Below are 18,841 nucleotides of genomic sequence, written 5' to 3'. Positions count from 1 at the left end.
CGGCAACCATCATACTGATAATAGTCAACTTTTCACTGCAATGCATAAATGTAGTGACCATGATGGTCATACGACGATCTTTTTCGCTCTCAATCGTCCGCGTTCCCATGATGCCGGGGACGCCGCAGCCGCTGCTGATGAGAATGGGAATAAAGGATTTGCCGGACAAGCCAAACCGACGGAAGATGCGGTCCATAATGAACGCAATGCGCGCCATATATCCGCAGTCTTCGAGGAATGAAAGGAAGAAGAACACGATGAGCATCTGCGGGACGAAGCCAAGCACGGTGCCAACGCCGCCGATGATGCCGTTCAGGATGAGTCCTTGCAGCCAGTCGGCAGCGCCGATAGCTTTTAAACCGGCGGTGGCTCCGTTGGTGATCCAATCCCCGAAAAGGGTATCATTCATGAAGTCGGTGGCGATTTTGCCCACAGAGCTGACCGCTATAAAGTAGATGGCAAATATAATACCGGCGAAAATTGGCAATGCCCAGATGCGGTTGGTGACCACGCGGTCAATTTTATCGGAGATGTTGTAGCTTTTATCACTTTTGCGCAGATGTTTGTCCATTAGTTTGGAGATATATTCGTACCGCTCGTTTGTGATGATGGTTTCGCTGTCGTCGCCTTCTTTTTCCTCGACAGTTTGGATAATGGCCTCAATCTGGTTGTGGAGTTCCTGCGGCAGCTGCAAGGCTTCGAGAACTTTTTCATCCCGTTCAAACAGCTTGATGGCATACCAGCGGGAAAGCTGAGGATCTACTATATTTTTAACAAGCTCTGCAATGGTGCTTAGCGCTTGCTCCGCTGCTTTGTTGTATGTGTGGCGGGGAACTGTGACGGCTTTGGTTTTAGCGAGCTCAATTGCCTTACGTGCGGCGTCGAGTGAGCCGGTTCCTTTTAGTGCCGAGGTTTCTACCACCGCGCAGCCGAGAGCCTCACCTAATTTCTGCGTATCGATCTTGTCACCGGATTTCTTGACGATATCCATCATGTTTAGTGCGATGACAACCGGAATGCCCAGTTCCACGACCTGCGTGGTAAGGTACAGGTTGCGTTCCAGGTTGGTGGCATCCACCAGATTGATAATGGCGGCGGGACGCTCGTTCATCAGATAGTTCCGGCTGACGACTTCTTCAAGCGTGTATGGGGAAAGGGAGTAAATGCCGGGCAGGTCAGTAATGACAACGCCTTTCTGTCCCCTCAGCCTTCCTTCTTTCTTTTCCACAGTAACGCCTGGCCAGTTTCCTACATATTGACTGCTGCCGGTCAAGTCGTTGAACATGGTTGTTTTACCGCAGTTTGGGTTACCGACAAGCGCGATTTTGATTTCCATTCCCCTATAGATCCTCCTCAAAAATTAGAGTAATATAACATTTGCACCAAAAAAACAGGACGCGCTCACGCAACGTCGATGTTTTGTGCTTCGTCTTTGCGGATGGACAGTTCATAGCCCCTAACCGTAATCTCGATGGGATCCCCCAGAGGTGCTACTTTTCGAACGAACAACTTCGTCCCGCGTGTAATACCCATGTCCATGATGCGCCGTCTGAGCGCCCCGGTGCCGTTCAGTTTGGCCACGGAGACCGTTTCACCAGGCTGAACCTCTTTCAGTGTTCTCATATTGATTCCCCCCATATCTTCATCTGGCATTATTCCCGTATTCAGGATGCAGAGTGTTCTTCTCAGGCTGTGAGAACGCGGTTCGCCATCGTACGGCTAATGGCAAGCCGCGTACCCTTGATACTGACGATCACATTGCCGTTCATCTCTGACACAACGGACACCACGGCATCTTCCACAAAACCAAGGTTGCAAAGGAAACGCCGGGTATCGTCTTTGCCGGAAATAGATTGGACAGTGACGTTCTGCCCTACGCGTACCATGCTCAGCGGAATGCTGCGTTGTGCCGCGGGATTGCGCGGTTTGCAAACCGACAGATTTTGATTCGGTAATACGATGGGGTTTTCTTTTTTCATAATATATACACTCCTTTATGAACCAAAGGTAAACATTCAAACTGCACTGCTGTGCGAGGAGCGCGTTGCGAGTAGGGATCAAATGAATCCTTTGCTTTGCAACGGATGAACGTCGGATGGTGTAACACATCTGCCCAATGAAGTGACTGCGTGAGCATAATGAGAATCACTATTAGCGTTTGCTCTATCTAACATTTTATCTTGCACAAGCACTTTTGTCAATGACTTTGGGGAAGTTTATGTATAACGCCAAAAAACCATGTGAACCAGTCTCCATTTGTGTATATAAAAAAGCCAGAAAGAGCATTTTGCCCTTTCTGGCTATAGGAAGAAATGATAGGAGTGGAAAAGTTAGCTTCCGTAAATATAACTCTGTAGTTTCCCCACTTCTGCGGGCCAATTTAGATCCCAGAACCAGATGGGACTGGTCTCCGTCGTATACATGCCATCGTCTTCCGTAGGGATGGAAATTTGCTGGATGTTGCTCAGGCCACTTTCAAATGACATAAGCGTACCGGTCAATTCTGTGGTTGGGATGTTTGTTTTGAAATATCCGGTGCATTGGTTCAAAACAGATATTTTTGTGAGCATATCGGCTGATTTAAACTTATTATAAATAGCCATCATTACATTGCGCTGACGCTGTGTGCGCATAAAATCCGTGTCGATTTTGCGTGTGCGCGTATATCCTAATGCGTGAGCGCCATCGAGCGTATAGGTTCCCGCCTGCGTGCCGACATTGATGTAGGAGTAGCTTGCCTCTTTGGCCGTAAGGGTAATAGGTACTCCGCCTACGGTGTCGATGATATGTGAGAAACCGTCAAAATCAAATTCCATATATTTCTGAATATCCAATTTATATGCGTAATTGACGACGTCGATCTGCAGGCCGATGCCTCCATAGGAGAAAGCGGCATTCAGCTTATGGTTGCTTTGCGTATTGGGGAAGTATGTCTTTGTGTCGCGTAAGAGAGAAGCAATCTTTAATGTGTTTGTCTTTTTATTGACGCTCAAGACCATGATGCTGTCCGCGCGGTTGGCACCATAGCTGCCTTCGCCGCCGTTTCCCTGGGTAGCGTCTATTCCCACCAGGAGAATGTTTTCAATGTTTGGATCTTTTTGTTTGACTTGAATGATGGGATAATCTTTTGAGTTGCCGCCTGGAAAATTACCGGCGTCAATTTGGTCAAGCCCCTGCTGGGCGCTGGAGGTGTTGTCTTGTGCGGTGCTGGTCACCTGACTCCAGTTTCTTACATACTTTATGTTCTTATGAATGCGAGAGGACGTATATGCGTAAATTGCGGATATGGAAATCGCAAGTACGACGACGACGGCGATTGGGATGAACCACCAATGAAATCTTTTCTTAGCCCGTGTACCTGACAAATGATCGTCCTCCTTTTTATGACAACAACACCCTATCTGCAAACCATCCGTTGCAATACGCACTATTATAGCTTTATTTTGCTTTTTTTTCAAGGTCATATGATCAGGCCCTGTAAATACAGAGTGCGCATAATGCAACAGAAAACGCAGCATTCCCCAAAAGGTAAAATATAGAAAATATCAGTTTGTCGCATTGCAATTATCGCTTCTTTATGGTATAGTGTTTGGAGCAATCTGCCTGTAATACTGTGTGCGGTTTCAGAGAATGGTATGAAAAAAGTTTACAAATGGCGTATTGCATTTGCGAATGGCTCATACTATAATAAAGCGCGTAAATGGGATTGGTTTGGAATGCCGCGGCGATACGGTTCGGCTTTCCATGAATTGAACAGATACTGGAAGTGTTATGGTGATTGATCATTTTGACCGCGCGGGGAATACGGTTTCCGCACTGGCATATGCAGCGAGGGAAGAGAGCAGTACTTCCGACTGGTATCTCCGCATAGGCAAACGCCTGTTCGACTTATTCACGGCTTTGATTGGCTGTGTGCTGTTCAGCCCACTGATGTTGGGGGCGGCTGTCGGGGTGCGGCTGGAATCCAAAGGACCGGTCATTTTTAAGCAGGAACGACTGGGATTGGGTGGCAAGACCTTTGTTATCTATAAGTTCCGTTCCATGCGGATAGACGCGGAGGCGAGCGGGCCGGCTTGGGCCAAAAAGAATGATGGCAGGATCACCCGTTTTGGACGGTTTCTACGCAAATATCATGTGGATGAACTGCCGCAGCTAGTGAATATCCTGCGTGGGGATATGTCCATGGTGGGACCGCGACCGGAACGCGCTTATTTTTACGCGCAGTTTGAACGGGATATTCCGGAATTTCGTGACCGCCTGGCTGTAAAACCCGGGTTGACCGGTTGGGCGCAGGTGAACGGTGGGTATGATATCGGGCCAAAGGACAAGTGCCGCCTCGATAAATCTTATATCCGGTGCCTCTCATTGCTGACGGACTGCCTGATTTTATTAAAAACAGTGACAGTCGTTTTTAAAGGACTTGGCGCGCGCTGACGCGAGATGAGCAACTATAGACAGATATAAAAGGGGAAAGGCAGTCGATGGAAGATACGGGGGTAGACAGAGCCATTGAACGCCTGTGTTTACGGGATGTTTTGATTGGCTTGCACCGTTATCTGTTTTTGCTGTTACTCTTTCCATTTTTTTGTGCGTTTTTGGGTGTTGTGGCCGTGCATAGTATTGTGCCGGTATCCTATCGGGCGGAAGTGCAACTGCTTGTTACTCCGGCCGCCGCTTCCGATACGACGGTTACATATGACCGGTTGATGGCGGCTGCACAGCTTTCCGCAACCGATGCGGCAGTGTTAAAAAGCAATAGAATATTGGACAAAGTGAAGGCAAACCTTCGTCTGTCTGTTTCAGATACGGAATTGGCATCCCATATTTCCGTGAAATGTATACAGCAGACGGGGGTTTTATTGATATCTGCTGATGCAGACACGCCGGAAATGGCCATGCGGGTGGTGCGGGAAATTGCACGGGTTGGCCCGAAAGCCATCTCTGATATGGCATATTTGGGCAGCATTCAGCCGGTTGCTGATCCCACGGCAGACGAAACGCCAGTGGCCCCGGATTTATGGGCTGTTGGCGGCGTCTGTTATGCTATTGGGTGGGGAATTGCAATCTTTTTGGCACTTTTTCTGGAATATTGGCATAAGGGATATCATACGGCACGGGAAGTGGCGAAACACACAGATCTTCCGGTGCTGGGCGTGCTGCCACATGCCGTCGTAAAAGATTCGTGAGGGGATGGGAAAGATGCCAATGCTTTTTTTACAAAGGCGTGGCCCAATGCCGATTCTGGCGTGTAATGCGCCTCCGGCATTTGAGGAGGCCTGCTGGGCACTTTGTATGCAGTTGTCGGCGCTTTACCCGCAGCGGCCACGCCGCATTGTAGTGACCAGCGCACTGCCCGGGGAAGGCAAGACCACCGTTGCGGTCAATCTTGCCGTTGCACTGGCACAGAAGGGCGCGCGCGTGCTGCTTTTGGAAGCAAATTTACGAAGTCCCGTGTTGGCGGAGCACCTGCGATTACAGCAAGAACCTTTGAATGGGCTGGCTGCCGTACTGGAAGAAAAGGGCACTGATTTTGAACGCGGCATCGTTGTTTCGGATTTGGAATTCGATGTTTTACTCGCAGGAGTGGTGCGCAGACATCCAATGGTACTGCTTGATTCCCCTCAAATGGCGGAGATATTGCATCGTCTGGCAGAGGCATATGATTGGGTGCTGCTGGATACACCGGCTGTCTGCCGCTTCGGAGATGCCTGTGCATTGGGGAAAATGACGGACGGTACGGTGCTGGTGCTCCGCCAAAGCATAACGCCAGCGGAAAGTGTCCAAACGGCGTGTGACAGTCTCAAGCAGATGGGTGTGCGATTGGTTGGCAGTGTGCTGAACGACTGCGAATACGCGTTTCGATAGATACATAAGTGATGAGACAAAAGACATAGGTAGGGCGCCATGGTGTGCAAAAAATGTCGAAATTTGACGAATCAGACAACAGGCACCGCTGTAAAGGAAACACCGTTGCAGCAGATGCCATTTTCCGTACTCCTGCCGGTGTGCAGCAAAGAACGGCCCGAGTGGCTGGATGCTTGCTTGCATAGCTTGCTTTGCCAGACAGTGATGCCCACAGAAATTCTTTTGTTAGAGGATGGGGCGCTTTCTGACGGGCTTCGCCAAGTGGTAGACAAACACACGATGTTTTCCAATGGCTTACTGCGCGTGTGTAAACTCCCCGGCGGCGCGGGGCTGGGAGAGATGCTGCGGCAGGGCGTGCTGGCCTGTAGATGTCCGCTGATTGCGCGGATGGATGCCGATGATATCTGTATGCCGTTCCGGTTTGAAAAACAGTTGCAGGTTTTATTTGATCATCCCGACTATGACATTGTGGGGTGCAACATACTGGAGCAGCGACAGGAGGGAATGGTTTGCCGTTGTGTGCCTGAATGGCCGGATGAAATCCATGCGTTTGCACATTGGCGGAATCCTTTCTGCCACATGACTGTACTTGTCAGGAAAGATGCGGTCTTGCGAGCAGGAAACTACAGGATATTTTCTTTTTTTGAAGATTATGATTTGTGGATACGTCTGCTGAGCGAGGGCGCAAAAGGATATAATATTCAGGAGAATCTGATGTATGTAAGGGCGTTTGAACAACAATCCAAACGAAGGGGAGGTCATGCCTATCTAAAAGCAGAAGCGGCTTTCTTTAGGCAGCTGCGGCATTCGGGGTATATTGGGGCGAGGGGATATGCCGTATCCCTGTTGGTGAGAGGAATGGCCAGGATGGCGCCTGAAGCTGTGCGTGAATGGCTCTATCTGCACACACTGCGTCGTAACGTCAAAAGGTGTTTCTCGTGATCCGGGTGCTGCATTTGACGGGTACATCTGCTGTGGGCGACGGTGTGCCGGCTTCTTTGCTTGCGTTTTATCAAAAAATGGACAGGACACGGTTCACATTTGATCTGCTGACATTTTCGCGCGGCAGTTTAGACTACGAGCCTGATTTCTGCGCACTGGGGGGGCAGGTGCTGCGGATGTCCCCCCCGTCGGCGCGGCATCTTTTTAAATATGTAAGGGAACTGTCCGATGTTTTTGCCAGACAGCCGGGATATACAGTAGCACATTGTCATGTGCCTGCTTTATGCGGGCCGTTTTTCTCTGCGGCGAAATGTGCGGGTGTGCCCCTGCGTATTTTGCACAGCCACAGTACCGCGTGGTCTGCTGGTGGCTGGGGTAAGGCTCTGCGCAATGCAGTCGGCACGCATATGGGTCGGCACGCCGCCAACGCCTACATGGCCTGTTCCGATGAAGCGGCCGATTTCCTATTTGGCAAGAGAGAGAAGGCAGAAATCATTCCGCCGGCGGTCGATACCGGGCGTTTGGCATTTTGTACCGATGTGCGGGCACAAACACGCGAGATATTGGGATGCCGGGAACAATTGGTCATCGGTCATGTGGGACGGTTCACACCAGAAAAAAACCACTTGTTTTTGCTGGATGTTTTTTCGTGTCTGCATCGGCTTTACCCAGAGAGTGTTCTTCTGCTTGTGGGAGACGGGCCGCAGCGCGCGTATGTGGAGAAGGCGTGCCGCGAAAAGGGACTGGGTGATGCCGTGCGTTTTGTGGGCACACGGCGAAGAATAGCCCCCTTTTTGCAGGCGATGGATGTGTTCGTTTTCCCATCAATGTTTGAGGGGTTCGGTGCTGCGCTGCTGGAAGCGTTGGCTGCCGGGCTGCCATGTGTCGTATCGGACGCGTTGCCGCACACCGCACAGCTTTTGCCGGGAGTAACGGTGCTGCCGCTATACGATTCTGTGGAGAGTTGGGCGGAACAGATTCTTGCGGTACGGGGGCGCTTGCCCGCTCCAGATCTGTCAGCCAGAGGGTGCGACGTATCGGTTGCCGCTGCACGGCTTTCGCGGTTTTATCAAGCAGGTCTGTGGCGAACAGACCTGCTTTTTCGGTCAAATTGCGACAGGTAGGGGATGGGTATGGTCTATTTTGGAGTGTCGGCGGCTTTGACTGCGATAGGAATGGTGCTTTTTGCGGACGGCGCCTCCCGTACGAAAAACGCATGGTATTTGACGGGCTCTTTTTTGCTGCTGTATTTGCTTGCGGCATTGCGCGCGCCGTCGGTCGGAACAGATTTTCCCACTTATTTGGAACAGTTCCGACAGGCGACGAAACCGTTGGCGATTGTTGTACAAACGTCGCGTTTTGAATGGGGCTATCTTCTTTTTTCCAAATGTCTCGGTGCGGTCTCGGTCAACAGCGTGTGGTTTACCGCGGTGACGTCCGGGTGCATTTTGCTGCCGATTGCTTTGCTCATATCCCGCTATTCTAAAATGGTATGGCTGAGTGTCTGCCTGTTTGCCAGCCTGCTGTTTTATGCGATGTCCATGACGGCGATCCGACAGTACCTGGCGCTCGCCATTTTACTCTGCGGGCTGCCGCTGTTGCAAAAAAGCCGTCTGCTTTTTTGCCTTGTTGTGCTTGCGGCTGCCAGTTTTCACGCAACGGCGCTGCTTTTTCTTCTGGTGCCGCTACTGTATACCGTCCGATTTACGCGCCGTAGTATCCTGTTGCTTGCGGCCGCCGGAATGGGTGCTTTTCTTGCCGCTGATGGAATTATTGACGTAATTGGGTCTGTTTTTCCCAGATACGCGCTCTATCGGTTTGGTAGTTATCATACCGGACTGCATCTGTTTTCCTTTGTAAAACTGGCACTCTTTGGTGCAGTGCTGTTGCTTTCATGGGCCTGTGGCTATGACCGGCGGCTTTCCATAGAACATAGGCCCAATACGGAGTTGCTTTGCGGCTGTCTGGCCTTCTTGCTCACACTGTTGGAGATACAGGCCACTGTATATGATCGTGCGGTCGATTATTTTGCCATTTTTATAATCATTCTGCTTCCCAATGTCCTGTCGGATATCCGGGATAAACATGCCCGCCTATTGGGAATTTGGGTGGCAGTCGCAGGTTCTTTTGCGTATGAGGCGGTGGTTCTGTGGCTTCGGGGCGCATGGTATCATGTGATGCCGTATGCTTTTTTCTTTTCTCGGCAATGACAGACGTCAGGAGCCGACGATGATGCCGCCGTTGACATGCAGAACCTGCCCGGACATAAAGCAGGAATCATCACTGGCGAGGTAAATGTATGCAGGCGCAAGCTCAAATGGTTGGGCTGCGCGCTTCATAGGTGCGTTGGTGCCGAATGCCTTAATTTTGGCGGGCGCAAAACTTGCTGGAATGAGCGGCGTCCAGGTCGCGCCGGGCGCAACGGCATTGACACGAATGCCAAGTGAGGATAGTGACAGGGACAACGAGCGCGTGAACGAAACGATGGCGCCTTTGGTTGCGGAATAATCCAGCAACTCCTGATGGCCTGCGTAGGCCGTAATGGACGCGGTGTTGATGATGGACGCGCCGGATTTCAGAACCGGCAGTACCGCTTTGGTCAGATAGAACATGGCGAACACGTTGGTTTCAAAAGTGCGTCGCAGTTGGTCGGCCGTAATGTCTAAAATGCTGTTTTGTGGGTATTGAACGCCCGCATTGTTGATGAGAACATCAATTTTGGAAAAGTGACGAACGGTTTCCTCGGCGGCATAGGCACAGAACGCGTCCTGCTGGATATCCCCACGCAACGGCAGGCATTGCCGTCCACAGTTTTCAACCAGCGCTTTGGTCTCACTTGCATCATCCTCTTCCGAGTAATACAGGATGGCGACATCCGCGCCTTCTTTCGCGCAGGCAATGGCGACAGCCCGCCCGATGCCGCTGTCGCCTCCTGAGATGAGCACCACACGGTCTTGTAATTTTCCAGAGCCTTTATACTCAGGATTTTCACTGATGGGTCTGGGATTCATGAGCGTCTCAAGCCCCGGCTGCACGCCTTGATGCTGTGGCTCAAATGTGACCGGCTTGTTGACGCTGATGGTTTCGTGACCGATATATTGATATCCGGGATACATCCTACGCACTTCCTTTCCTGTTTAAAAAACAATGGCTTGTTTGCCAGCTATATGGTAAGCAGATCAAACGATATAGAGTTCGAACTAATGACCAGAATCATTGGACTTTATGTAGTGTGTGAATTTTCCGATCTTTTATGCGAAACGATGGATGGCATCGCATAATACCGGAAGATTGGGCGGGCATGATGCGGCATCTGTCCGACGGAAAAAGCAGGCATTGACTATTTGATCGGCTTGGGATACAATAGGTGCACGCCGGACTGCACGCGGCAATCCGGGTGTGTTTCGATGGATGGCTATTTAGCTGTCTGCACGCCGTTGACGGTGGTAAGGAGGGATTTCCCATGCCGGAAGAACCCGAAGGAAAGTTGATCTCGCTTTTGGATGAAGAGGGCAATGCGCACGAATTTGAGCATCTGGCCACGGTCGAATACGCTGGTGCGTCCTATGTGGCACTGATGCCTGTGTATGATAAACCGGAAGATTTGCTGGAAAGTGATGCGGAACTGGTTATCCTGAAAATCATCGAGGATGAGGACAGCGGAGAGGAAATGCTGGCCGCTGTGGAAGATGATGACGAATTCGATGCGGTTTCAGAAGAATTTGAGAAAATTCTTGGGGAAGACTATGATATTGTTGTGTCTGAAGAGCCGGAAAATCCCTAATAGGGACTTGTTTATTTAGACAGAATACCATGAATTACCCTTGTAATTCCCATGTGATTTGTGTATAATATAAAAGAAGCCCTGCTGTGCGCGTGATTCTCTGGCTATTATAACCCTACAAGCATATGAAAAGGGAATCTTACTCCCGTAGGGGATTGCAGACCTCCCGGTTTTCCGGATGAAGGGAGCGTGAATCTGCGGGGAGATGCCCACCTGCAATAACGGCAGGTTATCATGTGCCCGGAACACGGCCTGGCGGGGATTCTTTGAAAAATTCCGTTTTGTGCGGTTGCGCCGTCTGTTTTTACAGACGGCGTTATTTTTATCTGTATTTTTGCATATCCGGCGTCTTGTTATGGAAAAATGGACAAAGGACTCATAAAAGTAATTGGAGAAAAGAGGGCTCAAAATGAACAAAAGGCAGTTGTCCGGCGGTGCAGCAGGGTTGATTGCGGGCGTGCTTAATGGCCTGCTGGGTGCCGGTGGCGGTACGGTGGTGGTGCCGATGCTCGAAAAATGCGGCTTGCCTCCGCAACGGGCCCATGCGACCTCTATTGCCGTGATTGTGCCGTTATGTGTTCTTAGTGCCGTTTGGTACTTGAAAAACGGGAATTTTTCTCTAAACGACTTGTGGATTTATGTTCCCGCCGGCCTTGGTGGGGCATATGTTGCTTCCCTTGTGTTACCCAAGATTCCAGCCAAGTTGTTGCGCCGTATCTTTGGCGCGTTTTTGCTTTATGCGGCCTTTCGGCTGCTCACACGATGAGCGGGGTGCTTCTTGGCTGTCTGGCGGGATTCCTTTCAGGCTTTATCGGGGGCTTGGGGCTGGGCGGCGGCGGTGTGTTGGTACTGTTTTTGACCTTGTTTGCAGGCGTAGGGCAGCTGCGTGCGCAGGGAATCAATCTGGCATTTTTCATACCGGTCGGATTGTTCGCGCTGATTTTTCATGTCCGTAACCGGCTGGTGGATTTTAAAATTGCATGGCCTGCCATTTTGCTCGGCCTTGGCGGTGCGGCGGTGGGCAGTATGATTGCCAGCCACATCGGCGCGTGGCTGGTGGGCAAGCTGTTTGGAGCTCTGCTGCTTGCGCTTGGGGCATGGGAAGTCTTTGCACCGCATAAGGAGTCCCCTCCAATTTCCGCAAACAAAGCCCAAGGTAAGTCATGATGTGTGCGAACAAGTCCGGCAGTTATAGCAGACCTTTGTGAAAAAACGTGTAAAATATATAAGAACTCTTGACAGGGGTATGGATTCTGACTATAATATAACAGTCGCCTTAAAAAAGGTGTGGGAATAATATCGGGGTGTAGCTCAGTTTGGTATGAGTGCTTGGTTCGGGACCAAGAGGCCGTGAGTTCGAGTCTCACCACTCCGACCAAAAAAGCCCGTAGACAGCATGATTGTGTTGCCTACGGGCTTTTTGTTATACTTTACACCCCTAAGAAATGGATGCTTTAAGGCAGGACGATATGGGGGACTGTGGATTTTTGCACAATCTCATCAGCAGATAAAGGGTTGTGATATATGATGAAACCTATTTGCATTAAAAAGCAGCGGGACTTGGTTTAATCTATTATATCAATCTGCTATAATAGGAGAAACCGCAGAAGAAGTGAAAAATGCGGTGGTGAGGCGTGACCTTCACGCAGGATACAGCATCGGGGGAAGCGGTTTGAAAAAAGTGAGACTTTTAAGACGCCATATACTATTGCTGACGATATATGGCTTTCTGGTCCTTGAGTCCGCTGTACGTCTTGTTCATATGCGTGGGGATTTTAATTCTTTGCGCTTGGAATTTCTGATGGGTATCGCCCTATTTGCTCTGTACGTTTTGTGTAGCCCTGTATATGACAGCTGGATAAAGCACTCTAAATACAATATGTTGGTGGAACGTATTCATTGCGGGATTGCAATTATTCAAAAAAATGAGGAGTTCAGTCTGGTGCGTGCCAACTCTGCTTTCTTTAAAATTAGCGGATATACGGCAGAGGAGTTTCGTGATATATTTCATAACCGGACGGTTCATCTCATTCATGAAGAGGACATGCCTGCCATATTGGAAATGGCGCGTCAATTAAACGCCGATCATCCCCATGCGCATGTGGATTTTCGTATTCTAAACAAACACGGTTGTGTGAAATGGATCCATATGGACACATTTTTCCTCCACGAGGCTCATAAAGTGTCGGCATTTCACTGTGTTTTTACGGATATCACCGCGTTTCGGACGTCGGTCGAGCAGGTAGAATTTGAGTCGGGGCGTTATCAGATCATTGCCAGATTGTTCGATGATATCTTGTTCGACTATGATATTTCCAGTAAAACGATGACGAGTACGCGGCCGATCAGCGATTTATATGGCAACAATATATCAATCCCGTGTTTTTACAACAGTGTGGTTCAAAACAGCGTGGTACACCAAAAAGATCTGGCTGCACTGGCCGATTTTTTTGATAAGTTGGAAACCGGGCAGAACAAGAGACAGATAGAATTGCGCATTGGTTCTTCCGATGGACAGTATGCCTGGTATCGTTTGGATGGCGCACTTTTGCGAGATAAACAGCAGGAGCCGCTTAAAATCATTGGAAAATTCACCAATATAGATCATCAAAAACGTGAAAGGGAATATTTGACGCAAAAATTACAGCGCGATCCAATGACCGGTATTTTTAACAAAGTGGTGACCGAACAGTTGGTCGACCGGTATCTGCAAAAAGTGCGCAGTGATGATGTGAGTACACTGTTTATACTGGATGTTGACAATTTCAAACACATCAATGACTCATTGGGCCATTTGTATGGCGATAAGGCGTTGACTCATATTGCACATGAAATTCAACAAATTCTGCGTACTTCTGATATTTTCGGACGCATTGGCGGCGATGAGTTTGTTGTGTTTATCAAAAATATCAAAACGCGTGCCTTGGCGGAAAAAAAGGCACAAGAATTATGCAGCCTGTTCCGCGGCATCTCTTTGTTGTCTCAACAGCGTTATGCGATATCAGTCAGTATCGGCATGGCGATGTTCCCACAAGATGGGCGGACATATCATGAACTGTTTGCAAAAGCAGACAGGGCCTTATACATTGCGAAGGGGCAGGGAAAAGACAGGTTTTCCTTTTATCAGGATGAGGCATTTGACGGGCGGCGGGAAGAACCACACATACCGGATCACGCTATGCTGCCCGGCCCGTCTCCTTTGGCTTTGTCGGTTTCAAATCAACGGATAGTGGAAAACCTTCTCGTGTTTTTAAATAAAAATTGCATGGATAAAAATGCAACGCAAAAGATGCTCTCCATTGTCTGCCAGTATTATAAAGTCAAACGGGTATGCGTCTTGGAATTTTCTGAGGACGGGCAAAAAATCGATCATGTGCATTACTGGAATGAAGAGAAATATATGCCGGACACAAATCATTTTCTTATACATACAGAGGTGTTTTGGAAAAATTATCTCCAGTATTTTGATCAGAGCTATACGTTTCAGTGTGATTCCTTGCAAAAAATAGGAATGGCTTCCGCTGAAAACCCCCCGCTATCTTCGCTGCAACATGTGGTTTTTTATCATCAGCAACCAGCCAGCATCCTGATGCTGGACAACGATCTGCCGCAGGGCCATCTAACTTTTTATGAATTGAGCATTTTGGAAATTGTTCATAGTCTGGTACAGTACCACTTGCTTTTGCTTCAAAAGCTGCGCGTCTCACAGGAACTGATTGACATCGACGCGCTAACCGGCGTTCACGCTTATGAGGCATTTCATACTGTATTGGTAAAAACGCTCATGAGCAATCCCAATAAACCGTATGCGCTGATCAGCTGTGATATCAACCGTTTTTCCGAGATCAACGATTTGATTGGACATGATCAGGCGGATCAGGTCTTGATTGCCTTTACTTCTGTTATTCAGCGGCACCTGGAACCGGGAGAACATATCGGACGTGTTTCAGCTGATATCTTCTGCATTTTGGCAAATTGCGAAGATAGAACAATATTGAGCGAACGTATGGATTTGTGGGATCGAGTGTTTCTGGAAGAAATCAAAGGATTTCATTTGCCCAGCAGTGTCGAGGTTGCGGTAGGCGTTTACGAAATCCAATCGCAAGAGGATACACCCGCTACCATGTTTGATAGGGCTAATGTCGCTCGTAAACTGAGTAAAAATTCGCGTACGCGGATGATCCAGTTTTATGATGAGCGGGTGCATGAAAAAACGCTGTATGAAAAAGATATGGAATCATACATGCGTGCATCACTCCAGAAAAATGATTTTATTGTTTATCTACAGCCCCAATATAGATTGACCGACCGTAAGATTGCAGCAGCGGAAGCGTTGGTGCGTTGGGAACATCCGATACGGGGGTTTATTCAACCCTCTGCATTTATTCCTTTGTTCGAAAAAAACTATTTTGTCGTGGAACTGGATTTTTATGTACTGGAAAGGGTCTGCCAGATGCTGCGGCGATGGATAGACAAGGCTCTCCCCATTGTACCAATCGCCGTCAATTTTTCACGTGTTCATTTGGCCACGAAAAATTTTGTTTCCAGAGTGCTGCATGTTGTGGAAACATATGAGATTCCACCTTCCTATTTGGAAATTGAGCTGACGGAGAGCGCCTATATCAACCGCACCAGCAATGTGTTGAAGATTGCACAGGAATTGCGGAGATATGGGTTTCGAATGGCGATGGATGATTTTGGCGCGGGGTATTCTTCACTGAATTCCCTGAAAAGTCTGCCGTTTGATATTTTAAAATTAGATCGAAACTTTTTTCAGGAAAAAGAGCCGACACCCAAGGAAACAATCATCATTGAAAACATAGTTCGCTTGGCAAAGCAACTCGATTTGTGTGTGGTGTCCGAAGGGGTTGAGTTTGAGTGGCAGGCGGAATTCCTGTGCAGCGTGGACTGTGACCTTGTGCAAGGATATCTGTTCTCATGCCCGATTCCAATCTATACCTTTGAAAAAGAACTGCGGGAGCATGCAAATCCACTCCTGCAATGCCCTGATTGACACATCAAAAGGACCCGGAACAACGCCTGCGGCGTGTCCGGGTCCTTTTGATGTGACGTATAATTGCAGCGCTTTTAAGTCGATCTGCGAGAGCTTACCAATCCAAAGCGTCCAATGGATTGTCAATGGAGTGGCTATCTTTAAATCGTAATCAGTTCATATTCTTTATTGCCAATCCCTAAAGCCACCGCGTGGTCAATGGCGGATTTCCAGTTGGTATCAGGGCTGACGTCGGTAAAATGGTCATGGTGTTCATGCCCTTGCTTTTCAAGAAGGCTTCCGGTGACCGTAGGCTGGCGGTTGACTGCGTCCGCACAGGCGACATCCAACGCGATCGGGTCAAAAGACGCAAACATCCCTACGTCCGGAACGATGGGGATATCGTTTTCGGCGTGGCAGTCGCAAAATGGAGAAACGTCGACCACAAGGCTAATGTGGAAATGCGGGCGGCCGTGTAGGACAGCCCAGGTATACTCGGCCATCTTGCAGTTGAGGATGTTGTTGGACTCGCTGGAACCCGGTTCCACCGCGTCAGTGGGACAGACCCCGATGCAGCGTCCGCAGCCTACGCATTTGGTATGGTCAATAGCTGCTTTTCGGTTGGTGATGGTAATGGCGCTGTGGGCACAGCTTTTTTGGCAGCTGCCACACCCCACACATTTAGCCTTGTTCACGCCTGGTTTGCCGCTGCTGTGCATTTCCATCTTGCCTGCGCGGGAGCCGCATCCCATACCGATATTTTTGATTGCGCCGCCGAATCCGGTCAGCTCATGTCCTTTAAAGTGGCTCAGTGAGATGAAGATATCCGCATCCATGATGGCGTGCCCGATCTTTGCTTCTTTTACATAGGTACCGTTTTCGACCGGGATCAGCACCTCATCGGTTCCCTTCAGACCGTCTCCAATCAAAATCTGGCATCCGGTTGATAAATAGGAAAAGCCGTTCAGAGCTGCGGAATCTAAGTGATCCAGTGCATTTTTGCGCCCGCCGACGTACAGCGTATTGCAGTCAGTCAAGAACGGTTTGCCGCCTTGTTCTTTCACGACATCCGCAACCGTTTTTGCAAAATTCGGACGCAGAAAAGCGAGATTGCCGGGTTCGCCAAAATGCATCTTGATCGCTGTGTATTTTTTTTCAAAATCCAGTTTTTCGATACCTGCCTTTTTGATGAGCCGGGCAAGCTTTTGCTGCAAATTTTCCCGCAAGGTCACATGCATGTCTGTAAAATAAACGTTTGATTTTCCCATATGTAATGCCTCCAGCACATAGAAGTTGGTTTGGTTTCTGCGACAGCATATTCAGCGTCGGTGCTGTGGCAGATCAATGGTCAGGAAATGCCTAGGTTGTCTATACAAACTCCATGATAACATAGTCGAAGCAAAAGTCAACCGATAGGGATGTGACAATGCGGAATTCCTGAATTGTTTTCTATTGTGGATTGGAGTATAATAACGATGCCCCAAAGGCGGGCCGGAATATTTGCCGGTCCCCTGTTTCTGTGGCAGATAAACAGAATCTACTCCATCCGTCGGCCGCATATGTTGTGCTGATGCGCATGGCGAAAGAGAGGTCAATATGTCGGAATGCAAAAGTTGCCCCTCAGCGGAACATTGTGGCAGCAAAGGACAGGAGAGCTGTCCGTATGAGGAACTGAATAAATTCAGCAATATCAAGCACGTGGTCGCTGTGATGAGCGGCAAGGGCGGTGTGGGCAAGTCCAGCGTGTCGGTATTGCTTGCGCGTGAGATGGCGCGCTTGGGCAAAAAAGTCGGGATATTGGATGCTGATATCACGGGGCCAAGTATTCCGCGGCTGGTGGGTATCCCTGCGGGTAGTCACTGCCAGCAGAACGGCATGGGTATTTTGCCTATCTTAAGCGCAGACGGCATTGCCGTTGTTTCCCTCAACTTCTTTATTGCGAATGAGGAAGATCCGGTTATTTGGCGAGGTCCCATGCTTTCCGGTGCAGTCAAGCAGTTCTGGACCGATGTGTATTGGGGGGAACTGGACTATCTGTTTATTGACATGCCGCCGGGTACGGGGGATGTCGTTTTGACAGTGATGCAGTCGCTGCCGCTTTCCGGCGCAGTGGTGGTTTCCACACCGCATGACGTTGCCTCTATGGTGGTCGCAAAATCTATTCACATGGCGCAGAAAATGGGCATCCATGTGGTTGGCGTGGTGGAGAATATGGCATATATTCGCTGTCCGGATTGCGGTAAGCAAATTCACCTGTTTGATGAAGCGCCTTTGCATGCGATGCTGGCCCAAACGCATCTGCCGCTATTGGGAAGCTTGCCCATGTTGCCTGAAGTTGCTGCGTTATCACATGGGGATGGGACACAATTGGACACAGATACGGCCCAGACCCTTGCAAACATCGGTGGAATGTTGGAAAAAGCACTGGATAAAAAGTGAGTCTGTGTGTTGACATAATGCAAAAAGAGTTTCCTGCCACATATGTGGCAGGAAACTCTTTTTGCGTAGATGCTTTATGAAAAAGGCGCGAATTCTCAAGCTTGCGTATCCAGTCTGCGGCTGTCTTGTGATTGGCTCTTGTCACTTTTTCGGCGGGAGGCTTGTGTTTCCTGTGCTTTACGGGCAGTAGCAGCTTGCTGTCTTTCCTTGTGTGCCGCCTCACGTAATTTGCTTTGGCGCTGTTGATCTGTAGCACGAATTTGATCCCTGATAGAGGCGGAGAGATTCTCCTTCTCTTGCTGCGGCAGGCCGCTTTGCTGCACAGTTTGTAATCGCTGATGAAGTTCCCCTTTGCGCTCTGACAGTACTTGCGCCTGCGATTTGTCAGAGGCGGGAGCCGGATAGTCGGAAATGGGCAATATTGCCATAAAAATCTCCCTTTTCGATTGAAAGCCTAATTTCAAAATAGGTGTTGTACTTACTATCGGCAGAAAAAGCGATTTCTAAAGTGATATGTGTATGTTGGTGAAAAAGGAGTGATTATTTTAAAAATGCTGTAGTGCAGGTGTGCGGTGGATAAAAAATTCCCGGCGATTAGCCGGGAAAAGATCAAGAAAGATAATTTATAGAAAAGAGGAGAAAGAATGATAAAGCATGTTTTTATCATACAGTATGCTTGTGAACAACATGTGAAGTGCTCATGAAGAATAAACAAAGAAAAAAATCCCGGTAAGGACCGGGATAAAATAATAAAAAATGAAAATATAAAGAGAAAAGGAAAATGAAAAACTATATATATCATATAATTTGGTTATGAA

At 48.9% G+C, this 18,841-nt stretch carries 18 protein-coding genes, 1 tRNA gene and 1 other RNA gene; 13 read left to right on the top strand and 7 right to left on the bottom strand.

The window, feature by feature from the left end; genetic code table 11:
- The 4 genes from feoB to ABF463_RS09685 all read right to left on the bottom strand — a co-directional run.
- Positions 1-1,336: ferrous iron transport protein B (feoB, locus tag ABF463_RS09700; protein ID WP_415533418.1), on the bottom strand; the 1,336-nt coding region annotated here is incomplete at its 3' end.
- Between the two features lie 65 nt (positions 1,337-1,401).
- The gene (locus tag ABF463_RS09695; RefSeq protein ID WP_415533417.1) at positions 1,402-1,623 is read right to left on the bottom strand and encodes a FeoA family protein; all 222 of its coding nucleotides are present in this window, start codon (positions 1,621-1,623) and stop codon (positions 1,402-1,404) included.
- 62 nt (positions 1,624-1,685) lie between these two features.
- The gene (locus tag ABF463_RS09690) at positions 1,686-1,979 is read right to left on the bottom strand and encodes a FeoA family protein (protein ID WP_415533416.1); all 294 of its coding nucleotides are present in this window, start codon (positions 1,977-1,979) and stop codon (positions 1,686-1,688) included.
- A 351-nt stretch (positions 1,980-2,330) separates the two neighbouring features.
- Positions 2,331-3,365 carry an LCP family protein gene (locus tag ABF463_RS09685; RefSeq protein ID WP_415533415.1) on the bottom strand — a complete coding sequence of 345 codons (1,035 nt, stop codon included), beginning with the start codon at positions 3,363-3,365 and terminating at the stop codon, positions 2,331-2,333.
- Between the two features lie 406 nt (positions 3,366-3,771).
- Here ABF463_RS09685 and ABF463_RS09680 point away from each other — a divergent pair, with 406 nt between their 5' ends.
- From ABF463_RS09680 to ABF463_RS09655, 6 genes are all read left to right on the top strand, one after another.
- Positions 3,772-4,434, top strand: a complete 663-nt coding sequence (locus ABF463_RS09680) for a sugar transferase (RefSeq protein WP_415533414.1) — start codon at positions 3,772-3,774, stop codon at positions 4,432-4,434.
- A 47-nt stretch (positions 4,435-4,481) separates the two neighbouring features.
- Positions 4,482-5,186, top strand: a complete 705-nt coding sequence (locus ABF463_RS09675; protein WP_415533413.1) for a YveK family protein — start codon at positions 4,482-4,484, stop codon at positions 5,184-5,186.
- A 46-nt stretch (positions 5,187-5,232) separates the two neighbouring features.
- A complete protein-coding gene (locus ABF463_RS09670) occupies positions 5,233-5,865 on the top strand; it encodes a tyrosine-protein kinase family protein (RefSeq protein ID WP_415533412.1) in 633 nt (210 codons plus the stop codon).
- A gap of 63 nt (positions 5,866-5,928) precedes the next feature.
- On the top strand, positions 5,929-6,807 hold the full coding sequence (locus ABF463_RS09665) for a glycosyltransferase (RefSeq protein ID WP_415533411.1): 879 nt from the start codon (positions 5,929-5,931) through the stop codon (positions 6,805-6,807).
- Positions 6,804-7,931 carry a glycosyltransferase gene (locus ABF463_RS09660; RefSeq protein WP_415533410.1) on the top strand — a complete coding sequence of 376 codons (1,128 nt, stop codon included), beginning with the start codon at positions 6,804-6,806 and terminating at the stop codon, positions 7,929-7,931. Before ABF463_RS09665 ends, ABF463_RS09660 begins: the two co-directional genes overlap by 4 nt.
- A gap of 9 nt (positions 7,932-7,940) precedes the next feature.
- Positions 7,941-9,017 (top strand): EpsG family protein, encoded by a 1,077-nt coding sequence (locus ABF463_RS09655; protein WP_415533409.1) that lies wholly within the window; start codon positions 7,941-7,943, stop codon positions 9,015-9,017.
- 6 nt (positions 9,018-9,023) lie between these two features.
- Here the strand turns inward: ABF463_RS09655 and ABF463_RS09650 are convergent, their stop codons facing one another.
- Positions 9,024-9,923, bottom strand: coding sequence for an SDR family oxidoreductase (locus ABF463_RS09650; RefSeq protein ID WP_415533408.1), 900 nt, complete (start codon positions 9,921-9,923; stop codon positions 9,024-9,026).
- A 347-nt stretch (positions 9,924-10,270) separates the two neighbouring features.
- Between ABF463_RS09650 and ABF463_RS09645 the strand changes: the two genes are divergently transcribed.
- The 6 genes from ABF463_RS09645 (at position 10,271) to ABF463_RS09620 (ending at position 15,605) form a co-directional block, all read left to right on the top strand.
- The gene (locus ABF463_RS09645) at positions 10,271-10,591 is read left to right on the top strand and encodes a DUF1292 domain-containing protein (RefSeq protein WP_415533407.1); all 321 of its coding nucleotides are present in this window, start codon (positions 10,271-10,273) and stop codon (positions 10,589-10,591) included.
- Positions 10,592-10,666: 75 nt separating this feature from the next.
- Positions 10,667-10,857, top strand: a non-coding RNA gene (gene ssrS / locus ABF463_RS09640) — 6S RNA.
- 143 nt (positions 10,858-11,000) lie between these two features.
- Entirely contained in the window at positions 11,001-11,357 is a 357-nt protein-coding gene (locus ABF463_RS09635; protein WP_415533406.1) for a TSUP family transporter, read from the top strand.
- The gene (locus ABF463_RS09630; protein ID WP_415533405.1) at positions 11,354-11,758 is read left to right on the top strand and encodes a TSUP family transporter; all 405 of its coding nucleotides are present in this window, start codon (positions 11,354-11,356) and stop codon (positions 11,756-11,758) included. Before ABF463_RS09635 ends, ABF463_RS09630 begins: the two co-directional genes overlap by 4 nt.
- 133 nt (positions 11,759-11,891) lie before the next feature.
- Positions 11,892-11,969, top strand: a tRNA-Pro gene (locus ABF463_RS09625).
- Between the two features lie 384 nt (positions 11,970-12,353).
- Positions 12,354-15,605, top strand: a complete 3,252-nt coding sequence (locus ABF463_RS09620; RefSeq protein ID WP_415533419.1) for an EAL domain-containing protein — start codon at positions 12,354-12,356, stop codon at positions 15,603-15,605.
- Between the two features lie 140 nt (positions 15,606-15,745).
- Here the strand turns inward: ABF463_RS09620 and ABF463_RS09615 are convergent, their stop codons facing one another.
- Positions 15,746-16,852 carry a DUF362 domain-containing protein gene (locus tag ABF463_RS09615; protein ID WP_415533404.1) on the bottom strand — a complete coding sequence of 369 codons (1,107 nt, stop codon included), beginning with the start codon at positions 16,850-16,852 and terminating at the stop codon, positions 15,746-15,748.
- Positions 16,853-17,180: 328 nt separating this feature from the next.
- Here ABF463_RS09615 and ABF463_RS09610 point away from each other — a divergent pair, with 328 nt between their 5' ends.
- Positions 17,181-18,023 carry an Mrp/NBP35 family ATP-binding protein gene (locus tag ABF463_RS09610; protein ID WP_415533402.1) on the top strand — a complete coding sequence of 281 codons (843 nt, stop codon included), beginning with the start codon at positions 17,181-17,183 and terminating at the stop codon, positions 18,021-18,023.
- Between the two features lie 95 nt (positions 18,024-18,118).
- Here ABF463_RS09610 and ABF463_RS09605 read toward each other — a convergent pair whose 3' ends face one another.
- Positions 18,119-18,451 carry a hypothetical protein gene (locus ABF463_RS09605; RefSeq protein ID WP_415533401.1) on the bottom strand — a complete coding sequence of 111 codons (333 nt, stop codon included), beginning with the start codon at positions 18,449-18,451 and terminating at the stop codon, positions 18,119-18,121.
- Between the last annotated feature and the right edge of the window lie 390 nt (positions 18,452-18,841).

Source organism: Ethanoligenens sp. (genome assembly GCF_047718355.1).
In the GTDB taxonomy this organism is placed as follows: domain Bacteria; phylum Bacillota; class Clostridia; order Oscillospirales; family Ethanoligenentaceae; genus Ethanoligenens.
The sequence above is the reverse complement of the archived record's forward strand: the minus strand, read 5'-3'. Positions and strand labels throughout refer to the sequence as shown.